Source organism: Nocardia altamirensis NBRC 108246 (assembly GCF_001612685.1).
Lineage (GTDB): Bacteria > Actinomycetota > Actinomycetes > Mycobacteriales > Mycobacteriaceae > Nocardia > Nocardia altamirensis.
This window is the reverse complement of sequence record NZ_BDAY01000032.1, coordinates 28754-55164: the sequence shown is the minus strand read 5'-3', so window position 1 is coordinate 55164 and position 26411 is coordinate 28754. Positions and strand designations below refer to the sequence as shown.

29 protein-coding genes are annotated in these 26411 nt (G+C 67.4%); 8 read left to right on the top strand and 21 right to left on the bottom strand.

The features are described 5' to 3' along the window. Positions 1-12: 12 nt before the first annotated feature. The 9 genes from NA11_RS18300 to NA11_RS18260 form a co-directional block, all read right to left on the bottom strand. Entirely contained in the window at positions 13-603 is a 591-nt protein-coding gene (locus NA11_RS18300; RefSeq protein ID WP_069163138.1) for a hypothetical protein, read from the bottom strand. A 4-nt stretch (positions 604-607) separates the two neighbouring features. Next, positions 608-1018 (bottom strand): hypothetical protein, encoded by a 411-nt coding sequence (locus tag NA11_RS18295; protein WP_069163137.1) that lies wholly within the window; start codon positions 1016-1018, stop codon positions 608-610. Positions 1019-1323: 305 nt separating this feature from the next. Further along, entirely contained in the window at positions 1324-2889 is a 1566-nt protein-coding gene (locus NA11_RS18290) for a hypothetical protein (protein WP_069163136.1), read from the bottom strand. Continuing rightward, a complete protein-coding gene (locus NA11_RS18285; RefSeq protein ID WP_069163135.1) occupies positions 2874-3641 on the bottom strand; it encodes an ABC transporter ATP-binding protein in 768 nt (255 codons plus the stop codon). The genes NA11_RS18290 and NA11_RS18285 overlap by 16 nt, the downstream gene beginning before the upstream one ends. Positions 3642-3708: 67 nt before the next feature. Further along, complete coding sequence (locus NA11_RS18280; protein WP_069163134.1) at positions 3709-4914, bottom strand: FAD-dependent monooxygenase; 1206 nt, start codon at positions 4912-4914, stop codon at positions 3709-3711. 186 nt (positions 4915-5100) lie between these two features. Continuing rightward, entirely contained in the window at positions 5101-5760 is a 660-nt protein-coding gene (locus NA11_RS18275; protein WP_069163133.1) for a PadR family transcriptional regulator, read from the bottom strand. Positions 5761-5840: 80 nt separating this feature from the next. Continuing rightward, a complete protein-coding gene (locus tag NA11_RS18270; RefSeq protein WP_069163132.1) occupies positions 5841-7874 on the bottom strand; it encodes an MDR family MFS transporter in 2034 nt (677 codons plus the stop codon). 93 nt (positions 7875-7967) lie between these two features. Next, the gene (locus NA11_RS18265) at positions 7968-8915 is read right to left on the bottom strand and encodes a sigma-70 family RNA polymerase sigma factor (RefSeq protein WP_069163131.1); all 948 of its coding nucleotides are present in this window, start codon (positions 8913-8915) and stop codon (positions 7968-7970) included. Positions 8916-8992: 77 nt separating this feature from the next. Beyond that, positions 8993-9277, bottom strand: a complete 285-nt coding sequence (locus NA11_RS18260; protein ID WP_069163130.1) for a hypothetical protein — start codon at positions 9275-9277, stop codon at positions 8993-8995. A 101-nt stretch (positions 9278-9378) separates the two neighbouring features. On the opposite strand from NA11_RS18260, the gene NA11_RS18255 reads away from it, so the two are divergent. Further along, a complete protein-coding gene (locus tag NA11_RS18255) occupies positions 9379-10014 on the top strand; it encodes a TetR/AcrR family transcriptional regulator (protein WP_069163129.1) in 636 nt (211 codons plus the stop codon). Here the strand turns inward: NA11_RS18255 and NA11_RS18250 are convergent. Next, on the bottom strand, positions 9999-10637 hold the full coding sequence (locus tag NA11_RS18250) for a TetR/AcrR family transcriptional regulator (protein ID WP_069163128.1): 639 nt from the start codon (positions 10635-10637) through the stop codon (positions 9999-10001). The genes NA11_RS18255 and NA11_RS18250 overlap by 16 nt on opposite strands. A 168-nt stretch (positions 10638-10805) precedes the next feature. Here NA11_RS18250 and NA11_RS18245 point away from each other — a divergent pair, with 168 nt between their 5' ends. The 4 genes from NA11_RS18245 to NA11_RS18230 all read left to right on the top strand — a co-directional run bounded on the left by NA11_RS18245 (position 10806) and on the right by NA11_RS18230 (position 14239). Then, a complete protein-coding gene (locus tag NA11_RS18245; protein ID WP_069163127.1) occupies positions 10806-12212 on the top strand; it encodes a lipase family protein in 1407 nt (468 codons plus the stop codon). A 90-nt stretch (positions 12213-12302) separates the two neighbouring features. Further along, positions 12303-13178 (top strand): oxidoreductase, encoded by an 876-nt coding sequence (locus NA11_RS18240; RefSeq protein WP_069163126.1) that lies wholly within the window; start codon positions 12303-12305, stop codon positions 13176-13178. 99 nt (positions 13179-13277) lie between these two features. Next, the gene (locus tag NA11_RS18235) at positions 13278-13727 is read left to right on the top strand and encodes a transcriptional regulator (protein ID WP_069163125.1); all 450 of its coding nucleotides are present in this window, start codon (positions 13278-13280) and stop codon (positions 13725-13727) included. A 212-nt stretch (positions 13728-13939) separates the two neighbouring features. Beyond that, on the top strand, positions 13940-14239 hold the full coding sequence (locus tag NA11_RS18230; protein WP_069163182.1) for a DUF3817 domain-containing protein: 300 nt from the start codon (positions 13940-13942) through the stop codon (positions 14237-14239). Between the two features lie 338 nt (positions 14240-14577). Here the strand turns inward: NA11_RS18230 and rdgB are convergent, their stop codons facing one another. The 10 genes from rdgB to clpS all read right to left on the bottom strand — a co-directional run bounded on the left by rdgB (position 14578) and on the right by clpS (position 21900). Next, positions 14578-15186, bottom strand: a complete 609-nt coding sequence (gene rdgB, locus NA11_RS18225) for an RdgB/HAM1 family non-canonical purine NTP pyrophosphatase (RefSeq protein WP_069163124.1) — start codon at positions 15184-15186, stop codon at positions 14578-14580. A 2-nt stretch (positions 15187-15188) separates the two neighbouring features. Continuing rightward, entirely contained in the window at positions 15189-15959 is a 771-nt protein-coding gene (gene rph, locus NA11_RS18220; protein WP_069163181.1) for a ribonuclease PH, read from the bottom strand. A 76-nt stretch (positions 15960-16035) separates the two neighbouring features. After that, positions 16036-16800 carry a cyclic nucleotide-degrading phosphodiesterase gene (locus NA11_RS18215; RefSeq protein WP_084654733.1) on the bottom strand — a complete coding sequence of 255 codons (765 nt, stop codon included), beginning with the start codon at positions 16798-16800 and terminating at the stop codon, positions 16036-16038. A 309-nt stretch (positions 16801-17109) separates the two neighbouring features. Next, complete coding sequence (locus NA11_RS18210) at positions 17110-17847, bottom strand: rhomboid family intramembrane serine protease (protein WP_084654743.1); 738 nt, start codon at positions 17845-17847, stop codon at positions 17110-17112. A 126-nt stretch (positions 17848-17973) separates the two neighbouring features. Beyond that, complete coding sequence (locus tag NA11_RS18205) at positions 17974-18936, bottom strand: PLP-dependent cysteine synthase family protein (protein WP_069163122.1); 963 nt, start codon at positions 18934-18936, stop codon at positions 17974-17976. Positions 18937-18942: 6 nt separating this feature from the next. Beyond that, entirely contained in the window at positions 18943-19215 is a 273-nt protein-coding gene (locus NA11_RS18200; RefSeq protein ID WP_069163121.1) for a MoaD/ThiS family protein, read from the bottom strand. Between the two features lie 33 nt (positions 19216-19248). Beyond that, entirely contained in the window at positions 19249-19671 is a 423-nt protein-coding gene (locus NA11_RS18195; protein ID WP_069163120.1) for a M67 family metallopeptidase, read from the bottom strand. Between the two features lie 206 nt (positions 19672-19877). Continuing rightward, on the bottom strand, positions 19878-20927 hold the full coding sequence (locus NA11_RS18190) for a P1 family peptidase (protein WP_069163119.1): 1050 nt from the start codon (positions 20925-20927) through the stop codon (positions 19878-19880). Positions 20928-20957: 30 nt separating this feature from the next. Then, the gene (aosR, locus tag NA11_RS18185; RefSeq protein WP_069163118.1) at positions 20958-21527 is read right to left on the bottom strand and encodes an oxidative stress transcriptional regulator AosR; all 570 of its coding nucleotides are present in this window, start codon (positions 21525-21527) and stop codon (positions 20958-20960) included. Between the two features lie 22 nt (positions 21528-21549). After that, the gene (gene clpS, locus NA11_RS18180) at positions 21550-21900 is read right to left on the bottom strand and encodes an ATP-dependent Clp protease adapter ClpS (protein WP_069163117.1); all 351 of its coding nucleotides are present in this window, start codon (positions 21898-21900) and stop codon (positions 21550-21552) included. Between the two features lie 93 nt (positions 21901-21993). Here clpS and NA11_RS18175 point away from each other — a divergent pair, with 93 nt between their 5' ends. Continuing rightward, positions 21994-23346, top strand: coding sequence for a nicotinate phosphoribosyltransferase (locus NA11_RS18175; protein ID WP_069163179.1), 1353 nt, complete (start codon positions 21994-21996; stop codon positions 23344-23346). A 3-nt stretch (positions 23347-23349) separates the two neighbouring features. On the opposite strand, the gene NA11_RS18170 is transcribed toward NA11_RS18175, so the two are convergent. Further along, positions 23350-23538, bottom strand: coding sequence for a hypothetical protein (locus tag NA11_RS18170; RefSeq protein WP_069163116.1), 189 nt, complete (start codon positions 23536-23538; stop codon positions 23350-23352). A 194-nt stretch (positions 23539-23732) separates the two neighbouring features. On the opposite strand from NA11_RS18170, the gene pncA reads away from it, so the two are divergent. Both pncA and NA11_RS18160 read left to right on the top strand, forming a co-directional pair. Further along, positions 23733-24299 (top strand): pyrazinamidase PncA, encoded by a 567-nt coding sequence (pncA, locus tag NA11_RS18165; RefSeq protein WP_069163178.1) that lies wholly within the window; start codon positions 23733-23735, stop codon positions 24297-24299. Positions 24300-24354: 55 nt separating this feature from the next. After that, on the top strand, positions 24355-26400 hold the full coding sequence (locus tag NA11_RS18160) for an ATP-dependent DNA helicase (protein ID WP_069163115.1): 2046 nt from the start codon (positions 24355-24357) through the stop codon (positions 26398-26400). Positions 26401-26411: the final 11 nt, after the last annotated feature.

Sequence of the window (26411 nt, the reverse complement as noted above, 5' to 3'; positions counted from 1 at the left end):
GCGGTTCTCGGGTTACTGCTGCGCCGGGCGAACTTCGCTTGCCTTGCGGTACTTTCCGTGCCGGCCCTCGCCGACTAGCCAAGTCACCGGCATGCCTGGCGTGATGCGCTGTTCGTCGCCCTTGTATTGCCAGATGGAGAACGAGACATCGTCGCCGGAGCAACTAGCAATCAGGCCGTCGTAGCTGTGCGGAAGCCACCATCGGACCACACCGTCCAGGCCCGGGTCGGGATCCTTCGCCGTCTTGACCTGCCCGAACGGTATAGATCCAGCCAACCCGTGCCACCCGTTGTAGGTGGGGAGCAACGGCTGGTCTCCACCTGCCGGGTCGGCGGGCCATATCTTTCCGGTGCGAGCGAGGACATCATCGTGGATGCGCTGGGCTAGTTCGCACGCCACACCGCTGGGTGTGGATTCGCACGGGGTACAGCCGACAAGGACATTCAACGCAGGGATGGTGAATTCGATCCACCACCCCGGTGGGGAAGGTTGTCGGCGGAGGTGCTCCGGGATCGTTTCGTCGATGTGTACTTCGAAGCCGAGGGCCGACCTGATGTCGGTCGCAAGCAGCTCGGCACCTCGCCTCGATGTTCCTTGATCCATGTAGCTATCCTGCCGAATAGGGGACGGTACAACGGTTGATTGGGGTCACATACAGGTTTTTTCCGGCGGCATGCGAAGCGATTACGTGGATTTCATCCCCGGCTTCGTACACATATCGTCCGCCTTGATGCCGAGGGATCGTGAAGTGCAGGTTGTCATCCTTGTGGACCGTCTCCGTTTTCAAAGGCCTTCCGTTGACCAGTATCTGGTAGTCGTACCTGCCCGGTACATCAGCGAGGTTGTTGATAAACATGGCCCATGCGATGTTGCCGATGTAATCCGTTCCTACTGGCCTGGTATCGACTTCGACTCTGCCCCAGTTGGTCGTGACTCTGTAGTTGGTGCACGACTGATACGCGGCCCGTGCGGCTCCAGCGGCCTGCACACTCGCGATCATCAGGATCGTCGATACCACCGCGAGGAGAATTGTTCGACTGAATCTGCGCGCAGACCTCGACGTGGCTGCCCGATCCAGGTTCCATCGACTGAATCGGGCAGGCCAACCGGGAAGGCTCGCTTGCGTGGAAATACCGACCGTGTGGGAAAGGTTCATGAAGTGTTCCCCCGTGTGCACGACTGTGCATAGCAGCGCAGCTCCGAACCGTCGCAGGCTCGGAACTTGTTTTGTTACAGGGTTAGACGGCGCACCTCGCTGATCGGTTCCCCGGCTTCGGAAGATTTCCAACACGAATGCCGATTAGGGCGTGGCGGATGGTGGACTCAGCGGGCGCGAACGGCTTCGAGGAGTTCGGGGCCCTTGGTGGAGAGACGTTGCTCGGCCAGGCGGGCGCCGAGGAGAGCAGCGGTGATGCCGAGCGCGATGCCGACCGGGAGGGCAAGCCATTCAACCAATTTCAGCTCGGCGAAGTGCCCGACCAGCAGGATGACCAGGACAGGGAGCAACGCGAACATCTGACCGAAGACCATCGCCACCTGGATGAGTGCCTTGGCACAGCCTGGATTGCCCGACCCCGAGAACGGATTGCCGGTGCGTGGCGGCATCGGGTACGGCGCGATCACCGAAAGGATCAGTGCCGAGCACACGCCGACGCCGAGGGCCGCGGCGTGCAGCGACAGCACCCACGGATACATGCCCCACCGGCCGAGTGCACCGGGCAGGATCAGCGTGACCAGCAGCGTTGGCACGCCGATGACTACAAGCATGGCCAGCAGCCTGCCGCGGACATCCGCGCGCGCCGCACCCGGCGTGACGAGGGTTTGCCACACGGCGGTGCCGTCGTAGCCGTAGAGGTTGGCCCCGGCCAGCGCAGCGAACAGTGCCGCGGTCACACCGGCGAACGGCACGCCACCGGAGCTCCCGCCCTGGAAGACGGGGAACACCGGCATCATGACGCCGACCACGAGGATCGGCACCATGGTGGCCCGCCGACGGCTGTCCCGCCACCACGCGTGCAACTCCTTGATCGCCACCGCGCCGGTGGGACCGGTCTGCCGCACCCGGCTGAGCAGGCCGGCGCCCGAGGTTCCCGCCGTCGAGTTCATCGGGGTGGCGAGCCTGCGCGCGAGCAGCACCGACCACGCTTGCCACAGGCCGAGCGACAGTGCGGCGAGGCCGAGGATCCCGAGCAACGCGATCAGCCAATTCCCTTGCGCCGCACCCTCTACCGCAGCAGGTGCCCAGCCGAAGGGCAACCAGCGCAGCGCCGTCGCCGCCGCGGGCGGCACATCCTGCAAGGCGCTGATGTGCGAAAGCAACCAGCTCGCTGGGTAATACGCCAAGCCGAGCAGTCCGGCGAGCAGTACGCCGATGTCTTTACCGCGCCGCGATCGCATGGCGGCGCCGACCCAAGCCAGCATCACCCTGGACAGCAGCACCACGAACACCAGCTGCAGCACCACCCCGACCACGGCGACCAGTGTTGCCGCCCAACTCAATTGCGCGGCGAGCACGACGAGCCCGCCGAAGGCGATCAGGTTCACCACCGGCGCGGCCCCGGCGAACGATGCGGCCAACAGCCCGGTCGCCAGCTGCCTGTTGCTGAGCGGCAGCAGTCGCAGATGTTCCGGCTGCACCGTCTCGTCGCTGCTGCCGATCAGCACCGGCCCGCACAGCCAGCCCAGTGTCCACACGCCGTACACCGTTGCGGCGATGGTGATCGCGCGTGACACATCGCCGTCGCGCACCGAGAACCCGATCAGTGCCGCGGTGATGAGCGCGAAGACGAGCCCGACCACGATGCCGAGCACGAACGTGACGCCTTGCCACCCGTTGCGCAACGCCCGCTTGCTGAGCAGCAGGCGCATCCGAATCAGGACGCCAACCACGACAGCCCTTCTTCCCCGCCGACGCGCCCGCCGACCAGCCGGACGAACGTCTCTTCCAGCGTGGCCTCTCCGCGCACCTCGTCGAGGGTGCCTGCGGCGACCACCCGGCCCGCGGTGATCACCGCGACCCGGTCGCACATGTTCTCCACCAGCGCCATCACGTGACTCGACAGCACCACCGAGCCGCCCGCTGCGACGAAGCGCTGCAGGATGGTGCGAATCGTGCCGGCCGACACCGGATCCACCGCCTCGAACGGCTCGTCGAGCACCAGCAGTTTCGGGGCGTGCAGCAGCGCGGTCGCGAGGCCGATCTTCTTGCGCATGCCCGCGGAGTAGTCGACGACGAGAGTGCCCTCTGCGCCGGTCAATTCGAAGACCGACAGCAGTTCCTCGGCCCGCTCGCCGACGGTGCGCTCCGGCATGCCGCGCAAAAGCCCGGTGTAGGTGAGCAATTCGCGTCCGGTGAGCCGTTCCGGCAGCGCGAGCCCGTCCGGCAGCACCCCGGCCAAGGTCTTGGCGCGCACCGGGTCGGCCCAGACGTCGGCGCCGAAGATCTCGGCACGTCCCGCGTCCGGGCGCAACAGCCCGGTGGCCATCGACAACGTCGTCGTCTTGCCTGCCCCGTTCGGGCCGACCAGACCGAAGAAGGAGCCCGGCGGTACCGCCAGGCTCACGTTGTCGACGACCCACGGTCCGCCGAAGCGTTTACACAGGCCGTTCAGGTGCAGTGCGGGCTGGTGGTCGGGTTGCATTGTCCCCCCGTGTCCTCTCGGATCGATGTGCTCCAAGGGTACGGACCACCAGCCCGCGCGGTTCGAATCACACGGTGGCGAGTCCTGCCTGCACGGGCGCGTCCCAGTCGATCCGGTAGCGCTGCTCGGGGCCCATCGTCTTCTCCTGATTCATCATCTTGATGAACAGGGGCGCCGCGAGCGCCATCATCTTGCGCGCCACCGGACCGAGGGTCTTGCTGTGATTGGCCTTCGCGGCACGAGCCGCGACGCCTTCCACCCGACTCCGGCGCAGCTGCTCATAGGCAGCGAACGCCGCTGTCGGCGTTGGCATGTCGCGCAGGCACCGCGCCACCTGGACGGCGCTCTCGATGGCCAGCGACGCGCCCTGACCGGAACTGTTGGACGGCGCGTGCACCGCGTCGCCGACCAGCACCATGCGGCCGCGATACCAGTGCGGCACCGACGGCATGATGTGCAGCGCGCCGGTCACCTCCAACTGCTCCTCGGTGGTGCGCCTGGCGAACTCGCCGCCGGGTGTGTCGTCGGCGTAGGTCTCGCGCAGGATGGCGAGCCAGTGCGATTTCGGGATCGCCCGTGCGGCGGTGAGCGACAGGTACTCCTTGTGCGGCAGGTTCGCGCCCCACATCACCTGGCCGTCGCCGACCGATCCGTACAGGTAGTAGGCCTGTTTACCGAAGGCAAACGTCATCGATCCCGGCGCGACATCGCCGTCGAAATCGTCGATGACCGCCCCGAAACCGAGCATATTGAGGTATTCCGGTCCCGGCGCGTTCGGATCGATCAGGTCGCGCACCGTCGACCGGATGCCGTCGGCGCCGACCAGCACGTCGGCGGTGGCCGTGCTGCCGTCGGTGAACCTGGCAGTGATGCCCGACTCTTCCTCGACCACGTCGACCAGGCGCTTGTTGTACTCGAAGGGCACACCGGCAGCGACCGCGTGATCGTGCAGGACCCGGTGCAGGTCGCCGCGATCCACCAACTGCAACGGCGGCATCTCAGGAAGGCCCGGCACCGAAATCAGCTTGCCGCCGATCGACAAGCTCATCGTCGAGATCTGCTTCGCCATATCGCGGACCGGATCGCCGGCCCCGATGACATCAAGGGCGGCAATGCCGTTCGGCGCGAGCGCGAGCCCGCTACCGATGTTGTAGGACGGGCCGGGGTAGGCCTCGTAGACGCGGGCGTCGATGCCGGCCTTGCGCAGTGCGGTCGCGGCGACCGGGCCTGCGATGCCGCCGCCGATGACGAGTGCGGTACGTGTTTCAGACATGGGTGTCTCCAAGAATGTGCGATACGGGTTGTTGTTCGAATCCCCGAACCGACCCGTGCACCACGCACCCAGTTATTCTGTGGTTGCCAGCCTTGTAGCCGGGTGCGCGCATGCGGGCGCGGTTCGAGACTGTTCAATCGGGCTCGGCGGCGGTGTTGCCGCACCCCGCCGAGTCCGGTCTCGAGATCAGGATGATTCCGGTCTGGTCATCCCCCTCTCCACGGACGCGATGACTTCCGCCACTGGGATGTTGTCGGCGTGTATCTGCCGCCACCAGTCCACGCCGGGGAAGGTGCCCTCGCTGAGTTCCGCACGAAACGAACGTGCCCATGCCACTTCGGCTTCCAGCATCGCGATCCCGTATTCGGACTCGATGATGAACAGCCTCGGCAGCCCTGCGGCGACGGCCTTGGTTGTTTCGGCGCGCGCGCCGTCGATCGCCTGACTCAACGCATCGATGCGCCGGCCGAGCAATTCGATGACCTCATCGGGAGGTAGCACCGAGAGGATGGAAAGACCCGCGATGAACCTGGTCGCTTCCCACTCCGGGACGGCGACCAATTCCCTTGTCCAGTCGGCGAGTTCGGTGCGCCCGGCCTCGGTGATCTGGTAGATCACCCGCTCCGGCCGCGCGCCGTCACGCTCGCTGCCGACGATCTCCAGATAGCCGACCTTCTCCAGGTTCTGCACCACGGTGTAGAGCGAGCCCCACTTGATGGCCATGTCTTGCTCTTTGCCGCGGTCCTTGAGCGTCTGCGCGATCTCGTAGCGGTGCTTCGGCCGATCGATCATCACGGCGAGCACCGCCAACGCGAGCAGGTTGTTCACCTTGCGCTTCGTGGCCATCACACCTCCTTACTCGTCTACGAATATACGTGGACGAGTATTAGAGGCGCAATAGGGGTTCTCCCCGATATGGGCGCGTTTCAGACGCGGGCGGACTCGTGCTCGCGTGCTGCTTCCTCGAGAAGCTTGGCGGCGATGTTGTCCAGGGCCTGGTCGAACAGGGCGCGATCGGCAGGGTCGTCGTTGTTCCAGTCGTCGAGCCTGGTGTCCAGCCAGCGGCGCCACGCCGCCTTGACCCGATCGAGCTCGGCCCGACCGGAGTCGGTCAGCCGCAGCACCCGACCGTCGTCGACGAGGTAGCCCTTGTCGGCCACTCTGCGATAAATCGGCTCGAGCACATCGTCGGGCAGCTTGTGCGCCCGCGCGACCGAAACCAGTGTGGCCGTTGCGTTTACCCGATCGCGCAGATATACCTGACCGAGCGCCCATGCCTCGCCCCTGCTGAGGGTGCTGCCCGCGTCCGCGAGAATGCGTGGGCCGATCGGACCTTCGGCATCGGCTTTGCGCATGGATCCGGCGATGGCCCGTTCCAGGTGCACCACCCGGTCGGCCGAATTGGGCACCGAAAACCCTTCGCCCACATCGCCTGCGCTCGCCTTGGCGCTATCGCGCAGCGGCACTTCTTTGAGGAACCACGCGACCACGAAACCGACAAGCGCCACCGGAACCACCCAGATGAAAACGTGATCGATCGTTTCGGCGTAGGCGTCGATGATCGGCGCTGACACCTCCTCGGGAACCGCTTGCAGCGACTGTGGATTCGCCGCTGTCTCGGGCGGAACCACCCGCGCCTCAGCCAGCGCCGCACGCAGGTTTGGGCCGATCTCGTTGCTGTACAGCGTGCCGAAAATTGCGGTGCCGAAGGTACTTCCGAGTGTGCGGAAGAAGGTGACACCCGAGGTGGCGGTGCCGAGCTGCGCGTACGGCACGGTGTTCTGCACGACGATGGTGAGCACCTGCATGGTCAGGCCGATGCCGAGACCGAGCACGAGCATGTACAGCGATTCCTGCCAGAAGCCGGTATTGCGGCCCATGGTCGACATCAAGTACAGGCCGAGCGCCATCACCAGCGTGCCGACGATCGGGAAGTATCGATAGTGGCCGGTCTTGCCGACCACCTGCCCGGACAGGATCGACGTCACCAGCAGCCCGACGACCAGCGGCAGCGAACGCACGCCGGACATGGTCGCCGAAACCCCGTCCACGTATTGCAGATACGCGGGCAGGTAGGTCATCGAGCCGAGCATGGCGAAGCCGCAGATGAAGCTGAGGATCGAGCAGACCGTGAACACTCTGCTGCGGAACAGCTCCATCGGCAGCATCGGTTCCGCGGCGCGCAGCTCGATCACCACGAACGCCGCGAACAGCACCACCGACGCCGCGAACAGCCCGAGGATCATCGACGAGCCCCACGGGTACTCCTGCCCGCCCCATTCGAGCCCGAGGATCAGCGTCGAAACCGCAACGGCGACAAGCCCGATGCCCGCGTAGTCGATGATCGGCTTGATGACCGCGCGCACCCGCGGGATGGTGCGGGCCGACATCACGATCATGATCACCGCGATCGGCACGTTGACGTAGAAACACCAGCGCCAGCTCGCGTGGTCGGTGAACAGCCCGCCGATCGTCGGCCCGATCACCGTGGTGACGCCGAAGACCGCGCCGAGCGCGCCTTGATACTTGCCGCGCTGGCGCAACGGGATGGTGTCGGCGATGAGCGCCATCGCGGTGACCATCAGGCCGCCGCCGCCGAAGCCCTGGATGCCGCGCGCGATGATCAGCATCGTCATCCCGTTCGCCAGGCCCGCGATCATCGAGCCGACGATGAAGATCAGCGCGCTGAGCTGGAAGATCAGCTTGCGGCCGAACAGGTCGCCGAGCTTGCCTGCCAGCGCGGTCGCCACCGCCTCGGCGAGCAGATACGCCGTAATCACCCAGGCCATGTGCCCGGCCTCGCCGAGATCGGCGACGATCGTCGGCAGCGCGGTCGACACGATCGTCTGGTCGAGTGCCGCCAACAGCATGCCCAGCACAATCGTGGCGAACACCACATTGACCTTGGCGCGACTGAGCGGTTCCTGGGCTTTCTCGGCGACATCGACTGCACCGGTCATTGACTCAGTATGGTCCGAGTCCGTCGAGCTGTCCGTCCAGCGACACGCCAGCATCCCCCGTCGTCGCGCCGCGACGCGATGGGGGCGGTCGGCTCAGCCGAGCAATCCCTCCAGCACCTTGGCCCGCCCCGGTTGCCGCAGCTTGGCCATGCCCTTGGCCTCGATCTGACGGGCCCGTTCGCGGGAGACGCCGTAGGTCTTGCCGATCTCGTCGAGCGTCTTCGGCTCGGTGCCGTCCAGGCCGAAACGCAGCGCGATCACCCTGGCTTCCCGCTCGGTCAGCCCGGCGAGCACCCGGTTGAGTTGGCCGCGCACGGTGCGCGCCAGCACCGCCTCGGACGGGTCCGGCGCCGTGTCGGGGATGAACTCGCCGATCTCGGCGGCGTCGTCACCGATCGGGGTGTGCAGCGAAACGGGTTCGCGCGCATGGTCCAACAGCTCGCGCACCTTCGCCGGAGTCAGGTCGAGCTCGGCGGCCAGCTCGGCAGGCGTGACCTCGCGGCCGAGTCGCTGCGCCATAGCGCGCTGCGTGCGAATCACCCGGTTCAGTACGTCGACCACGTGCACCGGAATGCGGATGGTGCGCCCCTGGTCGGCCAGCGCGCGCCCGATCCCCTGCTTGATCCACCAGGTGGCGTAGGTGGAGAACTTCAGGCCGCGGTGATGGTCGAACTTGTCCACCGCGCGCATCATGCCGACAGTGCCTTCCTGCACCAGGTCGAGCAGCGACATGCCCGCCGGTGTCGGGTAGCGCTTGGCGATCGAGACGACCAGGCGCAGGTTGGCCTCGACCATGTGGTCCTTCGCGCGTTGTCCGTCGATGACCTGGCGACGCAGCGCACGACGTGCGGCGACATCGAGTTCGGCGTCGTCGGCGAGTCGCGCGGCGGCCACCGTTCCGGCCTCGATCCGCTCGCCGAGTTCGAACTCCTGGGTCCCGGTGAGCAACGGCGTGCGGCCGATGAGCCGGAGATAGTCCGTGACCTGGTCGTCGCTGACGGTGCCCGCGAGCCGGGCCGGGCGAGTCGTGCAGTACTGCATGGGAAAGTCCTTCCGAAGGGGGCGAACCGGTCGCCGACGCCTGCGCGCCGGCGACCGAGGGATGCTGCTCGGCGGCCTCAGCCGCGGCCGGGAATCCGTCGCGGGTGCTGCGCATTGGCACGGAAGGCCTGGTTGCGCGGCAGCCCGACGCCCTTTCGTTCGATCCGTGCGGTCACGGGAAACCCGTTGCCGCGGCGATGCTTTCGGTTCGGCACCGGTACTTCGCCCGGCGGCACGAGACGGCCGAGGACGGCTTCGGTGGCGGTCTGCGCGGTGGTCTTGTCGGCCATGGTGGCTGGTCCCTTTCGGTCGATGGTGAAGGTGGTGCTGGCCGGGATTGCCTCGACAAGTCCGAAATTCATACGCGGTGACGCTCCTTCGTTCTGAGTACGAGGACAAACTTAGATCGGACCTAAAAATATGTCAAGCATAAATTTTGGTCGATATCAGCTATGGTGATGCCATGGACATAGAGACCCTGGGGCTTCGAGACCGAAAAAAGCTCCAGACCAGGGAGAACATCTCCAACCAAGCGACCAGGCTCTTCCTCGAGCACGGCTTCGACAAGGTGACGATCGCCGACGTGGCGGCCGCCGCCGAGGTCGCCAAGATGACGGTGACCAACTACTTCCCGCGCAAGGAAGACCTGGCCCTCGACCTGCACGACGTCTTTGTCGACCTGCTCGCCCGCGTCGTCCGCGAGCGCGAGCCCGGCGAATCCGCACTGGCCGCGCTGCGCCGCGCCTACCTGACGGCGGCGGCCGAGCAGGACCCGGTGGTCGGCTTCTCCGGCCCCGAGTTCGCCACCCTGATCAACGACAGCCCGGCCCTCGTCGCCAGGCTCCGCGAATTCCATGACGAACGCGAACAGCTGCTCGCCGCTACCCTCGCCGCCGAGACCGGCACCGCGGCAACGGATATCACGCCGAGGGTGGCCGCGGCCCAGCTCGGCGGCGTGCACCGGGTGCTGTTCGACGAGACGATGCGCCGCACCCTCGCCGGTCAGTCGAACGACGAGATCGCCACGGCCATCACCGAATACATCGGCGTCGCGTTCGACGCACTCACGCCGTCACTCGGGCACTACGCGGTGCGCTGATCCGGCATTTCCAGCAGCGCCAGCGCGATCGGCACCAGCAGTTCCACCAGCAGGTCCGCGGGGGGACGTGGCTCGGCAAGCACCCATTCGTGCGTCAGGCCGTTGATCGCGCCGATGAGCGCGCTTGCGCCCCAGGCACCTCCACCACGAATCCGGGCGCCGGGCGCCACCGCCGGCACGACGACGGAATCGAGCAACGCCGCCCAGCTGTGCCGCCGCTCGCGCCGGTGCCGCTCCATCCGGTCGCTGACGCCGACCACTTCGATGAAGGCAACCTTGGCGCGATACGGGTCCGAGCCGATCGACCCCGAATACGCCGACACCATCGCGGTCATCGCGGCGGTCATGTCGTAGCGCGGATCCAGATCGGCCAGCGCAGCAAGCACGGCCGCCGCCGCGTCGTCCTGGATCCGATCGTAGGCGGCGACCAGCACGTCTTCCCTGGTCTGGAACTCCTCGTAGAACTGCCGCTTGGACAGGCCAGCGGCGGTGCAGAGGTCGGCGAGTGAGCAGTTCGCGTAGCCGCGTTCGGCGAAGATCCTGGTCGCCGCGACCAGGAAACGCAGACGGCGTTCGGCCTTGCGTTCGGTGACGGCACGTCCGCCGTATTGCCTGCTCACCATCGTCACGCTTCCACCGTAGACGAGCGGGCGCGCAGCAGCCGTGACCAGGCGAGAGACACCTCTCACTGACCGCTGTTTGTGATCCGCGTCATGACGCTGCATACTCGACCTCAGTCTGAAACCAACTGGGCTCACATAGACGGAGCTCTGCACCAACGAGGTTGTTCTGTGGTCACACCGCGCAAGCACGCATCGAAGCTGCTGATAGCCCTCGCCGTGGTGGCGGCCGGGCTGCCCTTCGCCCTCACCGGAGCGGCCGCCGCCGAACCGGGCACTCCCCCAGTGCAACCCGCGTTGCCGTTCCCGATTCCGCCGCTGCCGCCCGGCTTCGACCCGGCCTTCTACCGCCCGGCGCCGCAGGCCTACGCGAATCTGGCACCGGGCCAACTGATCGCGGCCAGGCAGGTGAATGTGGCGAACCTGTCGCTGATCCCGGTCAACGTCGACGCCTGGCAGCTGTCGTACCGATCGACCAACACCCGCGACGAGCCCATCGCCGCGGTGGCCACTGTGTTGAAGCCGCGCGGCTATATGCCCGACCGGCCGCTGTTCTCGTATCAGATCGCCGAGGACTCCACCGGCAACTACTGCATGCCGTCCTATCAACTACAGATGGGCTCCATCCCGGCTACGATCACCGGCTCCGTCCTGGTCGCCGGGCAGTTCCTGGAGATTCAGGCCGCACTCGCCCAGGGCTGGGCCGTGGTGGTACCCGACCATCAGGGCCCCGATTCCGCCTATGCCGCAGGGCCTTTGGCTGGTCGGATCACACTGGACGGCATCCGCGCCGCGGCCAACTTCGACCCGATGCAGTTGTCCGGCACCGCAACCCGCGTCGGCCTGATGGGTTATTCCGGCGGCGCCATCGCGACCGGCCATGCGGCCGAACTGAAGCGGAGTTACGCACCGGAACTCAACATCGTCGGCGTCGCCGAGGGCGGCATCCCCGCCGATCTGTCCGCCGCATTGCGGATGGCCAACGGCAACCTCTCCGCCGGACTGATCTTCGCGGGCGCGATGGGCGTCGCGCGCGAGTATCCGGAGCTGCGAAAGTTCCTCGACGACAACATGAACGGCCTCGGCAAGCTGATGATGGCGGCCAAGGAGCAGCTGTGCGCGAGCTACCAGTCGATCTTCTTCCCGTTCGCCGACAACATCGCCATGCTCGGCAAGAACCCGTTCGCCGATCCGACGGTTCTCGCGGTACTGGACAAGACCAAGATGGGCAAGGCGGTCCCGGACATGCCGATGTTCATGTACCAGTCGAACCCGGACTGGCTGATTCCCGTCGGTCCGGTCAACGATCTCGTCGGCTGGTACGCGCAGGATCCGAATGCCCGCGTCGAGTACACCCGCGATCACTTCAGCGAGCATCTGACCCTCGACCCGATCGGTGCGCCTCGAGCCTTGCTGTGGCTTAAGGACCGCTTCACAGGCTTGCCGGTCGCGCCGGGCGTCCGCACTATCGACGCCGGTTCGATGATGCTCGATCCGGCCACCTGGCAGGTGTGGGGCGAGACCGTCGGGACCACGCTTGCGGCCGCATTCCAGCAGCCCATCGGCAGTGGTCGGTGAGTGGCGGTCATCACACTCTGTCTGAGACACTTTGGCTAGGATTCGAGTGGATCTCTTCCCTCGGAACTTACTCAAGAGTAAGGTTGTCTCATGGCGTGGAAACCTACTGAAATCCCGGATCAGACCGGGCGCACCTTTGTGATCACCGGCGCGAACGGGGGATTAGGCGCTATCACCACCGAGGTCCTCGCGGCCAACGGTGCAACGGTCATCATGGCCTGCCGCAATGCGGAAAAAGCCAAGGCCGTCGCCGACGCGATCCCCGGCGACGTCCGGGTTGCCGAGCTGGATCTGTCCGACCTGGCCTCGGTCCGCAAGTTCGCCGACGCACAGGGCGAGTTCGACGTGCTGATCAACAACGCCGGGCTGATGAACGTCCCGTTCTCGCGCACCAAGGACGGCTTCGAGACCCAGTGGGGCGTCGACCACCTCGCCCACTTCGCGCTGACCGGTCTGCTGCTCGACCGCATCACCGACCGGGTGGTGACGCTGGCCAGCATCGCGCACCGGCAGACGCCGAAGCTGTGGGTCGACGACCTCAACTACGAGCACCGCCGCTACCAGCGCAATCTCGCCTACGCGCAGGCCAAGCTGTCGAACCTGATGTTCGCGCGGGAGCTGCAGCGCAGGCTGGCCGAGGCAGGCTCGGACAAGCGCTCGTACGCGGTGCACCCCGGCGTGGCGGCCACCGACCTGTTCTCCAGGACCGAGACGCCGATCGACAAGATCATCAAGCCGTTCGTCGCGCTGGTCGGGCACGCGCCGCGCAAGGCCGTGCACTCCACACTGTTCGCGGCCACCATGCCCGACGCCGACCCGCAGGTCTACTGGGGTCCGCGCCGGTTCTTCGAGACCCAGGGGCCGGTCGCCGCCGCGCCGTCCAGCAGGCTGTCGAAGAAGCAGGACCTCTGGAAGCGGCTCTGGGAAGAGTCCGAGCGCTTCACCGGCATCACCTACAAGTTCTGACCTCGGCGGTCCCGCCCGCGGGGAGGCGGGCGGGACGCTGAAGGGACAGGGCCCACCTGCCTCCTACGGATCGTGTAGTAGACGAGTACCGTAGTACCCGTGTCCGCTTCACCTCGCCGCTCGGCACACAATCGCCCGGCCCTCATCGCGCTGGTGACTGTCGCTACGCTCGGCTGCCTCGCGTTGGCGTGGTGGCAGTGGGAGCGGTTCGAATCGTCCAGCGGCACCGGCCAGAATCTGGGCTATGCGCTGCAGTGGCCGTTGTTCGCCGGCTTCGCGGTGTTCGCCTATTTCCGGTTCGTGCGGCTGGAACGGGAATCCGAAGAAGCCGAAAACCCGAGTGGCACCCCGAGGCCTGCCTCGAAACCTGTTGCACCGCGTGAGATTCCGGCAGGCATCCTGCCGGATCGCCCGAAAGCGGTGCGCGACGAAGACCCGGTACTCGCCGAGTACAACCAGTACCTGGCCGCATTGCACGCTCGAGACATCGATGATCAGGTCCGCGAGGCGGGCCTGCGCGCCCGCGACACCGAGAGGAGCGCCGGTTGACAACCCCCGGGAATCCCACCGACAGCGCGTCAGCGATCGAGGCCACGGAAGCGGCCGAGGAGCACATGCTGCACGCCAGCGACGCCACCGTGGCCTCGGCCGAGGGCGGCGCTCTCGCCGCCGCCGCGGCGACAGCGGCGCTCACCAATAGCGCGACATCGTTCGCTGAGGAGGAGGCAGCGCAGAACACCAAGTTCGCGCCAACGGACAAGATCAAGTCCGCGCTGCTGCGCTATCGCACGCTCGCGTGGATCACCGGCCTCTGGCTGCTGCTGCTCACCGGCGAGATGATCGCCAAATACGGCTTCGGCGTGCACACCCCGAACTGGATCGCCGTCGTGCACGGCTGGGTGTACTTCGTGTACCTGCTGTGCACCGCCGACCTCGCGGTAAAGGTGCGCTGGCCTGCGCCGCGCACCCTCGGCACGCTGCTCGCAGGCACCATTCCGCTGCTGTCGTTCTTCGTCGAGCACATCAACGCGAAGCAGGTCAAGCAGAAGTTCCTCGTCTAGGCCGGGCCTGTCGAGCGGTCCGGCCAAGGTTGGCAGCCTCCAACATCCGGTCACCCCCAGATCCGCACTACTTCTATGAATCCGCCCGGTTCTGGCTGCCCAGAGCGGGTGCGGATCCGCAGAAGGTATGCGAACCCTTGGCGGGGCGCCGGATCTGCCCTGCTGGCCGGGTAGGAGCACAGAGGCTTCCTACTATTCACACAGGCTGGAACCTTTGTGAATAGTGGACGGGGCTTGTGAGACCTCGACGAGAGGGGCGGGAACCGGCCGAACTGCGCGGCGTTGGGGTGATCTCGGGCGCAGGCCATGCGGAGACCGTCACGGCGCTGTGCGGCAGCTCAATTCGCGAGCTCGGCCAGCGCAGGCAGGAGCTGGGTGAGCGCGCGGCCACGATGCGAGACCGCATCCTTCTCCGCCGGCGTCAGCTGGGCCGCCGAGATGTCGCCGCCCTCGGGGATGAACAGCGGATCGTAGCCGAATCCGCCGTCGCCCAACGGCTTCCGGCCGACCGAGCCAGGCCATTCGCCGCGTACCACGATCTCGGATCCGCCGGGCACGACCAGCGCGCAGGTCGAGACGAACCTGGCACCGCGCCGCTCGTCCGGCACATCCCCCAGTTGCGCGAGCAGCAGCGCGTTGTTCGCCGCGTCGTCGCCGTGCCGCCCGGACCAGCGCGCAGACAGCACGCCGGGCATCCCGTTCAATGCGTCTACCTCGATACCGGAATCGTCTGCGACACAAGCCAATCCGGTCGCCGCGGCACCATCACGGGCCTTGGCGAGCGCGTTCTCCTCGAACGTCGCGCCGGTCTCCGGCGCCTCCTCGTAGGCGGGCACGTCATCGAGCCCGACGATCTCGATCCCGGCGATCCCCGCGTCGGCGAGGATGCGCCGCAGCTCGTTCAACTTCTTCGCATTGCGGCTGGCGACCAGCACCCGACGTGCCACGACTACTTCTTCTTCGACTCGGACGGCTCAGGCAGCACACCAGGATACGGCAGCGCCAGCGCCTTCTTCTGGATCACGAACAGCTGATCACAGCCCGCCAGCGCGGAGTCGAGCAGCTTGTCCAGGGTGGAGCGCGGGAAGGTCGCGCCCTCGCCGGTGCCCTGGATCTCGACGAGAGTTCCGGTATCGGTGGCGACCACGTTCATGTCGACCTCGGCGCGCGAATCCTCTTCGTACGGCAGGTCAAGACGCACCCGACCATCGACGACGCCGACGCTCACCGCGGCGATCCCGCAGGAGATGGGCTGCGGGTCGGCGAGTGCGCCCGCCGCGGCCAGGTAGGTCACCGCGTCGGAGAGCGCGACATAGGCGCCGGTGATGGCGGCGGTCCTGGTGCCGCCGTCGGCCTGCAGCACATCGCAGTCGATCGCGATGGTGTTCTCGCCGATGGCGGCCAGGTCGATGCACGCGCGCAGCGAACGGCCGATCAGGCGGCTGATCTCCTGGGTACGGCCGCCGACCTTGCCCTTCACCGATTCCCGGCCACTGCGGGTATGCGTCGCGGCGGGCAACATCGCGTATTCGGCGGTGACCCAGCCGAGCCCGGAGTCGCGGCGCCACGGGGGCACACCCTCGGTGACGCTCGCGGTGCACATCACCCGCGTCTGGCCGAATTCCACCAGCACCGAACCTGCCGGGTGCGTGGTGAAGCCACGGGTGATTCGGACCTCGCGGAGTTCGTCGTCCGCCCTGCCATCGGCTCGTCTAGACACGGGCACAGCCTAGGGGATGGCAGCCGACACCGACGGGGTGGGCAAGAACTAGCCCTGATGGCAGTCGGAACTCCGGTCAGAGGTCGAATGTCTCGCCCGGCGCGACCGCGTGCACCGGTCCGGAGAACTGCGCCTTGGCCTCGGCGATCACGTCTTCGCGCGAGGTCCACGGCGGAATATGGGTGAGCAGTAGCTCTTTCACACCCGCCTCGGCGGCGATCATGCCCGCCTCGGTGCCCGAAAGATGAATGCCCGGTGGCCGATTCGCCGGATCGTGGGTCCAGGAGGCCTCGGCCATCAGAATGTCGGCGCCCTCGGCGAGCTCGCGCACCGAGTCACACATCGCGGTGTCGCCGGTGTAGACGAAGGTGCGCCCGGCTGCGGTGGTGATGCGCAGCCCGTAGGACTCCGGCGGATGGAACATCCGGCTGGCCGACACGGTGTGGCCAGGCCCGAACTCGACCTTTTCCCCGGCGATCCACGGTTGATGGTCGATCACGTCGGACCAGTCGTCGCATTCGCCGCCGACCTCGGCCGAGGCATTGCCGATCCGCACCGCGCTGTCCGACGGCCCGCGCACGATCGCGCGGCCGACCGGCGGTGTCGGGTGGTAGCGCCGCCAGACCAGCAGGCCGGGCAGGTCGAGGCAGTGGTCGGCGTGCAGGTGGGTCAGGAAGATGTCGACCTCACCCGGGTCGGCATGGCGCTGCAACGCGCCGAGCACGCCAGGGCCGAAATCGATCACGACCGGCCGCATATCGGGCCCGGTCAGGAGATACCCCGACGCTGGGGAGTCCGGGCCGGACACGCTGCCCGAGCACCCGAGGACGGTTAGGCGCATTCCCCCATGCTGCCACGCTGAACTGTCACTCATGACTCCGCCTCGCTACGCTCAGCTCCGTCATGCGCGAAGCACGCTGTTTCGATGATTCGCTCACTTCGTTCGCTCATGACTCCGCCTCGCTGACGCTCGGCTCCGTCACGAGCGAATGCTCGGCTGTGCCCGTGATTCGCTCACTTCGTTCGCTCATTTGACACCACCTCGCTAACGCGCGCCGCTGCCCCGTGCGACGGCGCGGCTGCGTCCATTGTTCGCTCGCCCGGCCCGGTCGAGAAACCAATTCCCCATATTTCCTGGCGGGCCGCCCGATCACCGTGGCGACGCAATGACTCCAGCCCGATCCGCGCGACGGTGTCGACGTTCATCACCAGAGAGTACCCAGCCGGCAAGGAGTCCACCCACCGCCCCGAAAAGGTGTCCCTGCCAAGAGATTCCAGGTTGGCCCGGCAATACGCCCCACAAAAGCGACCCGTAAACCGCCAGGACGACGAGTCCGAGGATGATCTGGCCGATGTTGCGGGCGAACCAGCCGCGCGAGATCAGGAACGTCAACCAGCCGAACACGAGCACCGACGCGCCGAGGTGCACGCTGCCGGACTGGCCGGTCAACCACGTGCCGATACCGGCCACCACCCAGATGATCGCGGTCGCGGCCACACCGCGGCCGATGCCTGCGAGCAGGGCGAGAAAGCCGAGGACGAGCACCGGCAGCGTGTTGCCGACCAGATGCGACCAGTTGGCGTGCAGGACCGGCGCCCACAGAATGCCCCAGAGCCCGTCGGCGTCACGTGGGTGGATGCCCGCGTTGTTCAGGTCGTTGTTGTCGAGGTAGTCGACGCCCTCGATGCCGTAGAGCAACGCGACGAAGCCGGCGATGAGCAGCCCGGCGCGCAGCCACAGCTGTTTGATGGCGGCGAAGTTGTCCGACCTCGGCTTGACGGGGACACCGGGCGTCGGGCCCGGTGCCTTCGCGCCTGGGTTGGCCAGTTGCGCGCGGATCTGCGCGATCCGGTCGGGGTCGAATGATGAACCGATGCCGCCGGCCATCGCAGCCTCCTCGTCGAGCAGAAGATCCGACGGCCGCGCATCGGCGTGCGCGCCGTCGTCCTGCCCCTCCGAGCGTACCGGCGCGGATGCTGACCAGGCAGCACTTGCGCGCGGCACGCGCCGAGGTCACGCCCAGAGCTGCCCGTCGAGGCGGTCCTCGGCCTCTTCGAGGGTGCCGTCGTAGGCACCGGTCGACAGGTACTTCCAGCCGCCGTCGGCGACCACGAACGCGATATCGGCGCGCCTGCCTGCCTGCACGGCCTTGCGGGCGATACCGAGGGCCGCGTGCAGGATCGCACCGGTCGAGATGCCTGCGAAGATGCCCTCTTCGAGGACCAATTCGCGGGTGCGCTTGACCGCGTCGTACGGACCCACCGAGAACCTCGTGGTCAGCACCGACTGGTCGTACAGCTCGGGAATGAAGCCCTCATCGATGTTGCGCAGCCCGTAGACGAGCTCGCCGTAGCGCGGCTCGGCCGCGACGATCTCGATGCTCGGCACCTTCTCGCGCAGGAAACGACCGGTGCCCATCAGCGTGCCCGTCGTGCCGAGGCCTGCGACGAAGTGGGTGATCTCGGGCAGATCGGCCAGGATCTCGGGGCCGGTGGTCTCGTAATGCGCCAGCGCGTTCGCCGGATTGCCGTACTGGTAGAGCATCACCCAGTCCGGGTTCGCGGCCGCGATCTCCTTGGCCAGCGCCACCGCCTGATTGGACCCGCCCGCAGCCGGGGAATCGATGATCCGCGCGCCGAACATGGTGAGCAGCTGCCGCCGCTCCACCGAGGTGTTCTCCGGCATCACACAGACCAGCTGGTAGCCCTTGAGCTTGGCCGCCATGGCGAGGGAGATGCCGGTGTTGCCGCTGGTGGGTTCCAGGATCGTGCAGCCAGGCGTGAGCAGCCCGTCGACCTCGGCCTGCTCGATCATCCGCAGTGCAGGACGATCCTTGATGGAACCGGTCGGATTGCGGTCCTCCAGCTTCGCCCACAGCCGCACGTGGTGCTCGCCGTCCCATCGCGGAGACAGGGTGCGCAGGCCGACCAGCGGAGTGTTGCCGAGGGTCGCGATCAGCGATTCGTAGCGAGCCACGGATCGTCAGCCGCCCGCGACGGCAGGCAGGATGGTCACGCTCGCCTCGGCGGGCACCTCGGCGTCGAGACCGCCGGCAAACCGCACGTCCTCGTCGTCGACGTAGATGTTGACGTAGCGGTTCAGCTTGCCGTCCTTGAGCAGCCGCTCGGCCAGGCCGGGGTGGTTCGCGTCGAGGTCATCGATCAGGGCGGCCAACGTGGCGCCCTGCGCCTGCACGCGCTTCTCCCCTCCGGTCAGGCCACGCATGATGGTCGGGATGGACACGGTTACCGGCATGAGAACTCCTCGGTTTCACGAACAGGCATCGGTTCAGACGGTTTCGTACGCGGCGACGACCTGCACCGGCTCCTCGGTGACCACGCCGTCGACGATCCGGTAGCTGCGCAGCTCGTGCTGCTCCGGATCCCTGGTGGAGATCAGCACGTAGTGCGCGAACGGCTCGGAGGCATAGGACACGTCGGTGCGGCTCGGGTAGGCCTCGGTGGCGGTGTGCGAGTGGTAGATGACCACCGGCGTCTCGTCGGCGTCGTCCATGGCACGCCAAACACGCAGTTGCTCACCGGAATCGAAGCGATAGAAGGTGGGCGAACGCTCGGCATTGACCATGGCGACGAAGCGCTCGGGGCGATCCGAACCCTCCGGTCCCGCGATGACGCCGCACGCCTCGTCGGGGTGATCGGCACGCGCGTGCGCCACCATCGCCTCCACGAGGTCGGCTCTGATCACCAGCACTAGTCGAACCCTTCCCGCAACGCCGACCCATCGCAGTCGACAACGAGTCAGAATATTCGGCTATTCCCCCGGGCACCGCGCCGGTCCTGATTCGGTGCCGTTGACCGGGCGCCTTTGTGGTGGTCGGCGTGTCGCGGACCCGCGGAATCGAGGGGGTACTGGTGTAGGCATCACGCGAGAAGCCACCTACACCAGTACCCCCTCGATCAATGCGGGAAGAGGTCCCGATACGCGGGGATACCGGCGACTGCCTTGGCGGACAGGATCGCGTCGACGATCGCGCGTTCCACGCAGACCGCGGCGGCCGTGCAGACCTCGTCGATCAGCATCAGGTCGGGAGGGAAGGACGGCGGCAGCGGGAAGCTCGCCGACCACGGCGCGGTGCCCGTGCTCACCGCGAAGATGGTGTCGCCGTCCAACGGTGAATGGGCGGGGCGGATCGCGCGGGCCAAGCCGTCGTGCGCCGTCGTCGCCATCCGCTGGCAGCCCATCGGATCCAGCGGCGCGTCGGTGGCCACCACGCCGAGAGTTGTGTTGAGCACTGTGCCTTTCACCGCGAGCGCGTTGGCCTGCGCCAGCTGCGCCGCGGTCCCCGGTCGCAGTCCGAAGTGTTCCGGGCCGTCGGTGCCGACACCCCACGGCAGCCCCGTGCGTGGATCGAACACCGAGCCTGCGGGATTCGCCACGATCAGCGCGGACACCGTCACGCCGTCCTCGAGCACCACGCTCGCGGTGCCGACGCCGCCCTTGATCGAACCGGCCCGCGCGCCGACACCGGCCCCGACCACACCGCGCTCGAAGTCCACCGCCGCGGCGGCCGCCGCGCGGTAGCCGAACTCGGGGGTCGGCCGAATGTCCCACGCGCCCACCGGAAGATCGAAGATCACCGCGGCGGGCACGATCGGCACGACCAGGTTCGCGTTGGCCGGATCCATCGGGATGCCCTCGGCGTGTTCCTCCAGCCAGCGCAGCACCCCGTCGGCCGCGCCGAGGCCGTAGGCGCTACCGCCGGTGAGCAGGATGGCGTTGGCCTGGCGCACGGTGTTGGACAGGTCGAGGACGTCGGTTTCCCTGGTGCCTGGTCCGCCGCCGCGCACATCGACGGCCGCGTTCGCGCCGCCGGGGGCGTAGACGACGGTGCAGCCGGTGGCCGCGCCGGTGCCCATGGTGGCGTCCTCGTCGAGCACGTGGTGGTGGCCGACCAGCAGACCGGAAACATCGGTTAGCGAATTGCGTTGTCCTGGCTGCACTTTCAACGATTCACTCCCGACGTCGGTTTCCGGAACTCAGGGTGCCAGCGCCTGCAGCAAGGAATCCTGCATCCAGGTGAGCCAGTGGTACACGTCCAGATGCGGGCCCCGCGGATCGTCGGGGCCGAGATGGTCCGGCGTGTCCGCGTCGATGCCGAGCACGGTGCCGAGCGCAAGCCGCACATCGGTCAGCGCGGTCAACCAGGCGTCGGCCTGCTCCGGGGTGAGCACGATCTTGCCGCCCGAGGAGGGCAGCGTCTCCAGGATGACACTGCCTGCGGCCAGCTTGGCGTCGATGATCTCCGGCTCGTGCAGCCCGCGCAGCGCGCTGTTCAGATCGGCGCGCTCGGCATCGGGGGAACCGGGTTCATTGCGATGGAAGTCCGGCAGCAGCCTGCGCAGCCGCGGATCGTCCGGCGGGGTGGTGTTGCCGGTGCGCAATCCGGTCAGCGCGGCCAGCTCGTCCTCCGGTGCGGCATCGGCTCTGTCGGTCAGCAGTCCGGAGACCGCGCCGACCAGCGAGCGCAACACGTTGGCCTCGCGTGCGTCCATCTCGGACCGCAGTTTGAGACCGCTCAGCGAGTTCTTCCTGCTCCACTTGCGCACGGCGTCAGGGTAGTCGTCCTGGTCAGTCGTCCCGCTGCATGGTCGCCCAGAGCCCGGCGGCGTGCAGCCGCTGGACGTCATGTTCCATCTTGTCCCGCGAACCCGAGGAGACGACCGCTTTGCCCTCGTTGTGCACCAAGAGCATCAACTCGGTCGCCTTCGCTTTGCTGTAGCCGAACAGCTTCTGGAATATGTAGGCGACGTAGTGCATGAGGTTGACCGGATCGTCCCAGACCACCGTGACCCACGGGCGATCCTCCGCCTCCAAGATCTCGGTGTATTCGACCGCCTCGGGAGTCGCCTGTGCCGCGGACAGTGTCGCGTCCACGGCGTCCACCACGACGCCGCCTTCGACTATGTTGCACAAGGCCATAACGTCTAGGGTACGGCCCGACTCCGAATGAGCAACACCCGTTCCGCCCGGATTCGCGCAATTCCCGGCCCCATGGGCGGGCACGCGCCTATGATGCGCGGCCGCGCTGTCTACAGTGGGCTGGTGGACATCCGCGACGGCGTCAGCACAGCCCTCCTGACCGACCAGTACGAGCTCACGATGCTGGCCGCGGCGCTAGCCGACGAATCCGCCCACCGGCATTGCACCTTCGAGGTGTTTGCCCGCAGGCTCCCGCACGGCCGCCGCTACGGCGTCGTCGCGGGCACCGGCCGCGTGCTCGACGCGCTGGAGCATTTCCAGTTCGGCGCCGCCGAGCTGGATGTCATCGCCCATTTCCTGCCTGCCAAAACGGTGGACTGGCTGCGCAACTACCGCTTCAGCGGTGACATCGACGGCTACACCGAGGGCGAGCTGTACTTCCCCGGCTCCCCCATCCTCTCGGTGCGCGGCAGCTTCGCCGAATGCGTCGTGCTCGAGACGCTGATCCTGTCGATCCTCAACCACGACAGCGCGATCGCCTCGGCCGCGGCGCGGATGGTGAGCGCGGCGGGCGGACGTCGGATGATCGAAATGGGTTCGCGGCGCACCCACGAACTCGCCGCGCCGTCCAGCGCACGCGCCGCCTATCTGGCCGGCTTCGATGCCACCTCGAATCTCGAGGCAGTGCGCCGCTACGGCGTGCCGGGGGCAGGCACCAGTGCGCACGCATTCACGTTGCTGCACACCGGGGCGGCAGGCGGCGGCGACGGCGAGCACGAGGCGGTCGCGTTCCGCAGCCAGGTCGACGCGCTCGGCATCGGCACCACACTGCTGGTGGACACCTACGACATCACCAAGGGCGTGGCGACCGCGATCGAGGTCGCCGGACCCGAACTCGGTGGTGTGCGTATCGATTCCGGCGACCTCGGCGTGCTGGCCAGGCAGGTGCGTGACCAGCTGGACAGCCTCGGCGCCACCAAGACCAGGATCGTGGTGTCCGGTGATCTCGACGAGTACGCCATCGCGGCGCTGCGCGCGGAACCGGTCGACGTGTACGGCGTCGGCACCTCGCTGGTGACCGGCTCCGGCGCGCCGACCGCAGGCATGGTCTACAAGCTGGTCGAGGTCGACGGGGTGCCGGTCGCCAAGCGCAGCAGCCACAAGGAGTCGCGCGGCGGAACGAAGAAGGCGGTCCGGCTGGCCAGGCCCACCGGAACGATCATCGAGGAGATCGTCTATCCGGCAGCCGGTCCCACACCGGCGGCCAACGGATACGAGGCGCGTGAACTGCTTGTTCCGCTGGTGCGGGAGGGTAAGCCGGTCGCGGACCTGCCGACGCTGTCCGACAGCAGGGACCAGGTCGCGCACGGGTTGATCAGCCTGCCGTGGGAGGGACTGAAGCTGTCCGCGGGCGAGCCTGCCGTGCCGACCACGTTCGTCAGCTGAGCGTCAACGCTGCTTGGCGTAGCGGTTGAACAGCACCAGCCCCATCGAGAAGAGCATCGCGAACAGCGCACCGCCGACGGCGAATCCGATCCAGCCGCCGTCGGTGTTCGGGCGGTCGCCGAGCAGGAACGAGACGGCGAGATACGCGGTGGTGCTGATGATCACGGCGAGCGCCAGTTTGGTGCGGGACATGAGGTACTCCGTGCTGAGTGCTGTGGGCGGTATGCGGGTCGGCCCCCGGATGAGAGGCGCACCAAGTAATCAGCGGACGGCGGCGCGATGTTTACAGCCCGGTCCATGTGATTTCGCCCCGGCCGACCGCGACGGCCCGCCGCACGGGCGGCACAATGCACATCAGCACACAGTTCACTCCGCGGGAGGTCACCATGACCCGAGCCCTGATCATCGTCGACGTCCAGAACGATTTCTGCGAGGGTGGCTCGCTCGCCGTCACGGGCGGCGCCGCGGTCGCGACGCGCATCAGCGACCATCTCGAGACCACCGAGTACACGACGATCGTCGCGACCCGCGACTATCACATCGACCCCGGTGATCATTTCTCCGCGCACCCCGACTACGTCGACTCCTGGCCGCCGCACTGCAGGGCAGGCACGCCGGGCGCGGACTTCCACCCGAACCTGAACACGGCCGACGTCGCCGAAATCTTTTCCAAGGGTGCGTATTCCGCCGCCTACTCCGGTTTCGAGGGCACTGCCGCGGACGGCACCGCGCTGGCCGACTGGCTGCACGACCGCGGCATCGATGCGGTCGATGTGGTAGGCATCGCCACCGATCACTGTGTCCGCGCCACCGCGCTGGACGCCAGGATCGAGGGCCTCACCACGCGCGTGCTGCTCGACCTGACCGCGGGCGTTGCGCCAGACACCACCGACGCCGCGCTGGAGCGGATGCGCACCGCGGGCGTCGACCTCGAAGGCAGCGTCGGCGGGTAGCAGGCTTCCCGCAAGGCCTTCGGTCGGTGTCGGTGCCGAGCAGTACGCTGCTCGGGTGCCCGAACTCCCGCCCGTACCCGAACTTTTGGCCACTGCCGTCCAAGCGCTCGGCGGGAAAGAGCGCGTCGGGCAGGTGACGATGGCGACGGCGGTCGACCACGCCATCGACACCAAGGAGCACCTAGCGGTGCAGGCAGGCACCGGCACCGGCAAGTCGCTCGCCTATCTGGTGCCGAGCCTGCGGCACGCGGTGCGGACCGGCCGCACGGTGGTGGTGTCGACCGCGACGATCGCGCTGCAACGCCAGCTCGTTGATCGCGATCTGCCCCGGCTGTCCGAGGCGCTGAGCAAGCCGCTCGGGCGGGCGGCGAAGTTCGCGATTCTCAAGGGCCGCAACAACTATCTGTGCCTGAACAAGATCAATAGCGTGATTCCGGACGAGCCTGCCGAGGCCGAGTTGTTCGACGCGTTCGCGATCTCCTGGCTCGGCAGGGAGGTGCAGCGGCTCAACGAGTGGGCCTCCGACACCGAGACCGGCGACCGCGACGAGATCGTGCCAGGCGTCACCGACCGCGCCTGGCGCCAGGTGAGCGTGTCCTCGCGGGAATGCCTCGGCAAGTCGCGCTGCCCGTTCGGCCAGGACTGCTACGCCGAACGCGCCCGCGCCGAGTCGGCGCAGGCCGACGTGGTGGTCACCAACCACGCATTGCTCGCCATCGACGCGATCAGCGGCATCCAGGTGCTGCCCGAACACGATGTGGTTGTCATCGACGAGGCGCACGAGCTGGTCGACCGGGTCACCGGCGTTGCGACGGCCGAGCTGGCCTCCTCGGCGATCAGCGCGGCCGCGCGCCGATGCACCAAGCTCATCGACGAACAAGAGGTTGACCGCCTCGAAGGCGCCGCCGAAGCGTGGCACGAGGTGCTGGAGGACCTGCCCGCCGCCCGCTGGGAGCGATTGCCCGACGGCGTCGCGCCGGTGCTCGCCCTCGTCCGCGACGCGGCATGGAACGCACGCACCGCGCTCGCACCGCAGGGCGGAACCACCCAGCAGGGTGATCCCGAGAGTGCCGCAGCCCGCACCCAGGCGCTGGCCGCGATCGACGAGGTGCACGACAGCGCGGTGCGCGCGCTCACCGCGTTCGACGAACCGGATCCGGCGAATCGGCGCGACGTCATCTGGCTGTCCGCCGACGAGATGCGCGGCGTCACCAGGCGGTCGCTGCGGATGGCGCCGCTTTCGGTGGGCGGGTTGTTGCGCAGCAGGCTCTTCGGTACCGCCACCGTGGTTTTGACCTCGGCGACGTTGCAGATCGGCGGCTCGTTCGACGGGCTCGCCATCACCTGGGGGCTGCCCGCGCAATCGTCGGCGCGCGGCGACACCGGCACCGCCAACGGCGCGGAGGCGCCCTCCGACGCGGACAAGGTGCGCTGGAGCTCGCTCGACGTCGGCTCGCCGTTCGACCACGCCAAGTCGGGCATCCTGTACGTCGCCAAGCATCTGCCCGCGCCGGGCCGTGACGGCCTCGTGCCCGCCTACCTGGACGAGGTCGAGCGGCTGATCACCGCGGCGGGCGGGCGCACACTCGGGCTGTTCTCCTCGATGCGCGCGGCCAAGGCGGCGACCGAGGCGCTGCGCGAGCGACTCGACACGCCCGTGCTGTGCCAGGGCGACGACTCGACCGGTGCGCTGGTGCGCAAGTTCGCCGACGATCCGGAGACCTCGCTGTTCGGCACGCTGTCGCTCTGGCAGGGCGTCGATGTACCCGGCCCCTCGCTCAGCCTGGTGATCCTGGACCGCATCCCGTTCCCGCGCCCGGACGACCCGCTGCTCACCGCGCGCCAGCGTGCGGTGGAATCGCGCGGCGGCAACGGGTTCATGGCGGTCGCGGCCAACCATGCGGCGCTGCTGCTCGCCCAGGGCACCGGCCGATTGCTGCGCAGTGTCGACGACCGCGGCGTGGTCGCGGTCCTGGATTCCCGGCTGGCCACCGCCCGCTACGGCGGATATCTGCGTGCGTCGCTGCCGCCGTATTGGGAAACCTCCGATCCCGAGGTTGTCGTCAAAGCACTGAAAAGGCTCACCACAAACGCAGTGTGATACCGCGCACA

What these genes read in the sequence shown, in the direction of transcription:
- NA11_RS18300 (WP_069163138.1), bottom strand. Translation starts at nt 603, where the DNA reads ATGGATCAAGGAACATCGAGGCGAGGTGCCGAGCTGCTTGCGACCGAC.
- NA11_RS18285 (WP_069163135.1), bottom strand. Translation starts at nt 3,641, where the DNA reads ATGCAACCCGACCACCAGCCCGCACTGCACCTGAACGGCCTGTGTAAA.
- NA11_RS18280 (WP_069163134.1), bottom strand. Translation starts at nt 4,914, where the DNA reads ATGTCTGAAACACGTACCGCACTCGTCATCGGCGGCGGCATCGCAGGC.
- NA11_RS18275 (WP_069163133.1), bottom strand. Translation starts at nt 5,760, where the DNA reads ATGGCCACGAAGCGCAAGGTGAACAACCTGCTCGCGTTGGCGGTGCTC.
- NA11_RS18270 (WP_069163132.1), bottom strand. Translation starts at nt 7,874, where the DNA reads ATGACCGGTGCAGTCGATGTCGCCGAGAAAGCCCAGGAACCGCTCAGT.
- NA11_RS18265 (WP_069163131.1), bottom strand. Translation starts at nt 8,915, where the DNA reads ATGCAGTACTGCACGACTCGCCCGGCCCGGCTCGCGGGCACCGTCAGC.
- NA11_RS18260 (WP_069163130.1), bottom strand. Translation starts at nt 9,277, where the DNA reads ATGAATTTCGGACTTGTCGAGGCAATCCCGGCCAGCACCACCTTCACC.
- NA11_RS18255 (WP_069163129.1), top strand. Translation starts at nt 9,379, where the DNA reads ATGGACATAGAGACCCTGGGGCTTCGAGACCGAAAAAAGCTCCAGACC.
- NA11_RS18250 (WP_069163128.1), bottom strand. Translation starts at nt 10,637, where the DNA reads ATGGTGAGCAGGCAATACGGCGGACGTGCCGTCACCGAACGCAAGGCC.
- NA11_RS18240 (WP_069163126.1), top strand. Translation starts at nt 12,303, where the DNA reads ATGGCGTGGAAACCTACTGAAATCCCGGATCAGACCGGGCGCACCTTT.
- NA11_RS18215 (WP_084654733.1), bottom strand. Translation starts at nt 16,800, where the DNA reads ATGCGCCTAACCGTCCTCGGGTGCTCGGGCAGCGTGTCCGGCCCGGAC.
- NA11_RS18210 (WP_084654743.1), bottom strand. Translation starts at nt 17,847, where the DNA reads ATGGCCGGCGGCATCGGTTCATCATTCGACCCCGACCGGATCGCGCAG.
- NA11_RS18200 (WP_069163121.1), bottom strand. Translation starts at nt 19,215, where the DNA reads ATGCCGGTAACCGTGTCCATCCCGACCATCATGCGTGGCCTGACCGGA.
- clpS (WP_069163117.1), bottom strand. Translation starts at nt 21,900, where the DNA reads ATGGCCTTGTGCAACATAGTCGAAGGCGGCGTCGTGGTGGACGCCGTG.
- NA11_RS18175 (WP_069163179.1), top strand. Translation starts at nt 21,994, where the DNA reads ATGCGCGGCCGCGCTGTCTACAGTGGGCTGGTGGACATCCGCGACGGC.
- NA11_RS18170 (WP_069163116.1), bottom strand. Translation starts at nt 23,538, where the DNA reads ATGTCCCGCACCAAACTGGCGCTCGCCGTGATCATCAGCACCACCGCG.
- pncA (WP_069163178.1), top strand. Translation starts at nt 23,733, where the DNA reads ATGACCCGAGCCCTGATCATCGTCGACGTCCAGAACGATTTCTGCGAG.